The 5,017-nt window shown below is 37.0% G+C and carries 7 protein-coding genes; 2 read left to right on the forward strand and 5 right to left on the reverse strand.

The window, feature by feature from the left end; genetic code table 11:
• Nucleotides 1–17 precede the first annotated feature (17 nt).
• From FTU16_RS16175 to FTU16_RS16190, 4 genes are all read right to left on the reverse strand, one after another.
• A complete protein-coding gene (locus FTU16_RS16175; RefSeq protein WP_004910663.1) occupies nt 18–233 on the reverse strand; it encodes a hypothetical protein in 216 nt (71 codons plus the stop codon).
• Nucleotides 223–519, reverse strand: a complete 297-nt coding sequence (locus FTU16_RS16180) for a BrnT family toxin (RefSeq protein WP_004910660.1) — start codon at nt 517–519, stop codon at nt 223–225. Before FTU16_RS16180 ends, FTU16_RS16175 begins: the two co-directional genes overlap by 11 nt.
• 69 nt (nt 520–588) lie before the next feature.
• Entirely contained in the window at nt 589–1,089 is a 501-nt protein-coding gene (locus FTU16_RS16185) for a hypothetical protein (RefSeq protein WP_087554584.1), read from the reverse strand.
• Nucleotides 1,086–2,015 carry a MobA/MobL family protein gene (locus FTU16_RS16190; protein WP_180163687.1) on the reverse strand — a complete coding sequence of 310 codons (930 nt, stop codon included), beginning with the start codon at nt 2,013–2,015 and terminating at the stop codon, nt 1,086–1,088. Before FTU16_RS16190 ends, FTU16_RS16185 begins: the two co-directional genes overlap by 4 nt.
• Before the next feature lie 283 nt (nt 2,016–2,298).
• On the opposite strand from FTU16_RS16190, the gene FTU16_RS16195 reads away from it, so the two are divergent.
• Both FTU16_RS16195 and FTU16_RS16200 read left to right on the forward strand, forming a co-directional pair.
• Nucleotides 2,299–2,706 carry a conjugal transfer protein TraD gene (locus tag FTU16_RS16195; RefSeq protein ID WP_034582401.1) on the forward strand — a complete coding sequence of 136 codons (408 nt, stop codon included), beginning with the start codon at nt 2,299–2,301 and terminating at the stop codon, nt 2,704–2,706.
• A gap of 65 nt (nt 2,707–2,771) precedes the next feature.
• Entirely contained in the window at nt 2,772–3,191 is a 420-nt protein-coding gene (locus FTU16_RS16200; RefSeq protein ID WP_180163688.1) for a hypothetical protein, read from the forward strand.
• A 782-nt stretch (nt 3,192–3,973) separates the two neighbouring features.
• On the opposite strand, the gene FTU16_RS16205 is transcribed toward FTU16_RS16200, so the two are convergent.
• Nucleotides 3,974–4,780: a hypothetical protein gene (locus FTU16_RS16205; RefSeq protein WP_122071879.1), complete on the reverse strand. Its 807-nt coding sequence runs from the start codon at nt 4,778–4,780 to the stop codon at nt 3,974–3,976.
• Between the last annotated feature and the right edge of the window lie 237 nt (nt 4,781–5,017).

Genomic DNA, 5,017 nt, shown 5'->3' on the forward strand with positions numbered 1-5,017 from the left:
AGGGAGGTCATACCTAATCAAGCACGTTTCAATGCCATAATATGGCGAACCATATCGTTAATATGCTGTTTTGTTTCATCATCCTGTGAACTTAGCCATGTTACAACATCGGCATCAAAAGCCTTTGCTTGAGCTATGGCATGACGTTCTTGCAATTTCTTCACAAAATTAGGCTTAACCAATGGCGCATTGGTAGGATCAAAATTTTTATAGCGTTCTAATTCATTTTGCATTGCTGTACCTCCGCTTTTGGTAATGTGATGGTTCAAATGCGGTAATAATTCTCGCAATATCTCCACGTTCAACCCAAACCACTGTTAGCAGTCTACCACGATTGCTTAAACCAACGGATATGAGTCGCTGTTCATCATAATGTCCAACATCATCAAAAGAAGTTAGCGCAGGATCAAGAAAGATACTACAAGCCTCATCAAACGTAATTTCACGCCCTCGATAGACTAATTCCATTTTTTGGTCATGCCATTCAAATAACATGCCGTAATATTCAATCAATGGCATGAGTTTCTTTTTCCTCTCGTACAATTGAAACTAAGTCAGAATTCTTCTTTAGCATAAGAAATATTCTTATTATTTGGGGTCGATAACACATAAATCATTATTTTTTGAATAATTGCATTGGTCTTTCATTATTCTGACACAAGGCTTAGATTCTTCTCCAACGGTACAACTTCGAATATCAAGCTGAATACCATCCTGTCTTAAACTTTCGATTTCAGAAATATTTTCAAGCGGTTTGATATAAACACTAAATAACCAAATGATACCAAGTATAAAAATAGTAAAAGTGCCTAAAATAATAGCTATCAGCTTCCATGAAAGTTGATCGCTAGATGATTCAATCGAGTTTTTTAAACGTCCAAGTGCTTTAGCGGTCTTGATAAGCTCCGCTGTTCCCTCCTGTAAGCCCGTATTTAGCGATTTTGATACGGTGCTATGAGTTTGCCCTGCGATGACCTTTTGAATACGTTCTTCAGTAATTTGAAGCTCTTTAACAGCCTGATTGACTAGGTTCTGCTGTTGCTCTGCAACTGCCATCAGTGCATATAGCTTTTTTTCATCAGGTGTCATCGGCTCATCCCCTTATAACTCATGGTTTTCTGTTGCTCTCGTTCTAATTTCTGCTGTTCTTTGTACTGCTCTAAGGCAAGCTGTTTGAAGCTGTCAAAATCAGCCTTAAAGCTCTCAATACCCTGTTTAATTTCTTTGTCTGAAATTGGGCTGTCTTTGAGTTCTTTTAGGTCTTTTTTCGGGTCGCCTAAGTCTAGTCGCTCAAGCTCTTTATAGGCTGTACGTGACTGTTGCAGGGCTTCCCTGATTTCAGGGTCTTTGGCTTGGCTTGGTAATAGTTTCTTTTCGGGTTCTTTCTCTATGCCTTGATCGGCGTAGCTTCGCATATTAATACGGCTGTCAATTTGGTGTTTTTCTAAATGGCTATTGCATAAATCTGCCCATCTTTGGCGTAGGTCTTTAATATCGGTTTTTCGTTCCTGGTAACTCTTACCTGTATTGTCTTTTTTAGCTCCGCCATGTTCAGGATTTTTGCTGTTATAGCGTTTGAAATATTGCTCCGGATCTCGTTCGATTCCATCTTGCAGACGTTCATTAAACATGAGGTGGACGTGGGGCTGATCGTTGCCGTCCATTGCTTTAGGGTTATGAATCGCAAACTGATATGGATATTTTGAGCCAATCTCGGACTGAATGAAGTCCTCAACCAATTCTAGGCGTTGCTCTACATTCATCTCTCTAGGTAGGGCAATTTCATATTCTCGATAGGTACTGCCATTTTTGCGCTCGTAAAGGTCGGCTGCTTGCCAAAAGGTAATCGGATTATGTTCAGCCCATTTCGGCATGTTTCCATAGTCGCTATGTTCAAGGTCGGTTTCTGCCTGTTCCTGTTTCAGCTTCTTTTCTTCATCCCGATCAATATATTCGGCATGCGGTGCTGCTTTTCCTGCTTTACCAACTTTGACACTCAATCGAGCAATTGCCATAAATTATCCTTGAAGATTTTTAGTACTTCTTTTTTTCATTCAATTTTCAATTGAATGAAAAAAAGAAGTGTCAGGGTCTTAGGGATGAAGTCCCTAACGTGCTTAGGTTTCTCAATGAAATTGAGAAACGTCTAAGCGCGCCATCAAAAATTTTGATGGAAGTGCAGGCGACAATCTCTAGAACGACTTTAACAAAATTGCGTACCTTGGACGTAATTATTTTGTTATCGTTCTTTGAGTATTGAGCTTGTACTTTTGCGGTATCTGAATTAAGGAATTGAATATGAATAATGATTGGCTATCTGAAAAAATCACCTATATTTCTGCTTTAAAGAATCCGAGTGATGCTCAAAGACTTTTATTGGAATTAGCTCAAATCCAATACCGTACACCCGATCAAGAGAAAAAACTGAATGCTTTGATCAAAGCTGAAAAAGCCATAGATCGGGCGAATAAGCAAAAAATAGCAGTTAGAAAATTATTGAATGCGGAAAAAGAAGCTGAACGCAAGGCTCGTACACGGCACCTTATTCAATTAGGCGCACTTTTTGAGATTGCTAACCTTGATCAACGTGACCCAGCTGAATTACTTGGAATTCTGCTTAAAACTGCTGAAATTGATCCTAATGACATGAAATGGCAAATTTGGAAAGACTTAGGACAAGAAACCTTAAATCAACGTAAGAAATAGAAAATACAAACTCAATAAGCTAAGCTAAACACTCAGCAAAATTATGATATTTCACAGGTTCTTTAATGAAAAAACTAATATTAGGATTTACCCTATTTTTACCAATAATCTCTAACGCACAACCAAAATGGGAACTAGCTGATGCATTTATTACAAATAAAGACAAAGGCGAAATATCTAAATTATATGTAGACACAAACTCAATCAAAAAAGAAAAAAATAACCCTAATATTAGGTATTTTTCTATAAAAGAAGTTCACTCAAATCCTAAAAATAATGTAGTGAAAAATAATTTAGCGATTGAATGTTCACAAGGTCTTTTCTTGAGTCCCTTTACCAATAATTGGGAACCTATTTTTCAAAGAGGTTACATTGTTGGCACTTTAAAAACATATCAATATTATAGTTATACAACCGTTTGTGATGATGTTAGAGGAAAATATACTAACAATATAATCATTGATACAAGCAGAGTAGGATTTTAATAAATAGCCTAAGCAGATAGGGATAATATCCATATTTACAATAGTAGTCCTTATCCCCCTAAAGGCTCTCAACTTCTCAACTTGCCTCCAAAGCGTCGCACTTCGTGCTTTGGCTTTGGAAACGGTTGAGAGAGTTTCGGCAATACTCTCCCTAAAGGCGGTCATTTAAAAAAATGACACATCCTTTAAGTATTGCCGATTTTCCATATATATCTTGGCTTCGGAGCCACGTATATCGGTCGTATCCGCACATAGCTTTGCAGACTATGCAGACAAGGACTAAAGGTCTTGCACCTTCCCCCACACGCTCCCTGTCGAAGTATGGTGGTATCTCTGCGAGGGTTTCCCCAACATGCAACTTAACCAACCTATACAGCTACTCTTAACGCTCCGCTTTTGTGAGATTCCCCTGTAGCGGTTTAGCCTTGCGACTATCGCTACGTTGCACCAGTGACACTTATTCCCTCCACATGCAACGCATGCCAATCCGTAAAACGGACACGCAGAAGCGGGCAAAGCTCGATCTATGATGCTTATTTGATGATTTAAAACACTGATTAACGAAGACTTATCATTTTGAGGCTTGATCTAAACACTGTTTATTGTAAAAATAGAGTTCAGGTACAAAAGCCTTTGGTGAAATCATAACGGTCGCTAAACCTTATGATCTTCGTTACTTGATGTCTCACCATCAAATAACTGCGTACCGCTGAATTTACTTGAAAACCCCTCTAAGTTGCAAGACTTAGGGGGATTTTTCTTTATAATTTACAATTACAAACTTACTTATCCTTATTTAAAGCAAATTTTCGCTTCTTAATCACTGTAATCGCCTTTTCTTGTGGAGCCATATTTTTCTGAATGGCGACCTGCTTCTCTACTGGTGCAGCACTATTTTCAATAGGCTTTGGATTAGATTCTTGAGGCTTCGAGCCTGTTGATTTTTGCAGAGTTGCCTCTTTTTTCTTAATTTTTATATAAATTTTATATACGACCCTATTGTGCTCTTTGATCTCCTTATTTTTACTCTTTATTTTTTTATATTGTTCTTTAAAGGGTCTTATAAAGTTTTGGACAGTTGATAGTAGTAAAGCTTCATCAGGGTGTATATCTGCTAATGTCTTTGGTGCTTCACTTTGTACAAAATCAATAAAATTTAAGGGAAATTTTTCAATAATCTCTGGAGTAGCAAAACTTACGAAGTTATACCCTTGATAAGAAATTACAGCGTAATTCGTATCCTGTTTAATCGGATGTTTGATATATCCCTTTACTGTCGCTTCTCCTTGATCCAATAGCTTTTTTAGATAGAAATCCTTGATGTGATTCTCTAACAATCTACTTTTTCTATAAAAATTAATCTTATTGTTAATCTCTTCTCGCTCTGCTATTTCATCAACAATATTTAACTTCTGACTAAATTCAACAAATTTAGCATGATGATATTCAGCAAGTTTAGAAGTCCAAATTAAGATTTGTCCAAGATTATCAGGCTGAATAATCTCAATATCGTTGAAATCAAGTTTTTTCATTAGTGCAAGTTCTTCATGCTTGAACTCTTTCCTTTCCAAACTTGACTGTTTCAACATAACAACTTCTTTAACCACGATGTATCCTTCAAAAACTATAAAGTAAAAGCTCATTTGGTATTCATACCAAATGAGCTTTCTAATTAATCAATCAAACATTAAAACAAAAAAGGGAGGTCATACCTAATCAAGCACGTTTCAATGCCATAATATGGCGAACCATATCGTTAATATGCTGTTTTGTTTCATCATCCTGTGAACTTAGCCATGTTACAACATCGGCATCAAAAGCCTTTG

Origin of the sequence: Acinetobacter sp. YH12069 (assembly GCF_013419675.1) — a bacterium.
In the GTDB taxonomy this organism is placed as follows: domain Bacteria; phylum Pseudomonadota; class Gammaproteobacteria; order Pseudomonadales; family Moraxellaceae; genus Acinetobacter; species Acinetobacter amyesii.

What these genes read in the sequence shown, in the direction of transcription:
- FTU16_RS16175 (WP_004910663.1), bottom strand. Translation starts at nt 233, where the DNA reads ATGCAAAATGAATTAGAACGCTATAAAAATTTTGATCCTACCAATGCG.
- FTU16_RS16180 (WP_004910660.1), bottom strand. Translation starts at nt 519, where the DNA reads ATGCCATTGATTGAATATTACGGCATGTTATTTGAATGGCATGACCAA.
- FTU16_RS16185 (WP_087554584.1), bottom strand. Translation starts at nt 1,089, where the DNA reads ATGACACCTGATGAAAAAAAGCTATATGCACTGATGGCAGTTGCAGAG.
- FTU16_RS16190 (WP_180163687.1), bottom strand. Translation starts at nt 2,015, where the DNA reads ATGGCAATTGCTCGATTGAGTGTCAAAGTTGGTAAAGCAGGAAAAGCA.
- FTU16_RS16195 (WP_034582401.1), top strand. Translation starts at nt 2,299, where the DNA reads ATGAATAATGATTGGCTATCTGAAAAAATCACCTATATTTCTGCTTTA.
- FTU16_RS16200 (WP_180163688.1), top strand. Translation starts at nt 2,772, where the DNA reads ATGAAAAAACTAATATTAGGATTTACCCTATTTTTACCAATAATCTCT.
- FTU16_RS16205 (WP_122071879.1), bottom strand. Translation starts at nt 4,780, where the DNA reads ATGTTGAAACAGTCAAGTTTGGAAAGGAAAGAGTTCAAGCATGAAGAA.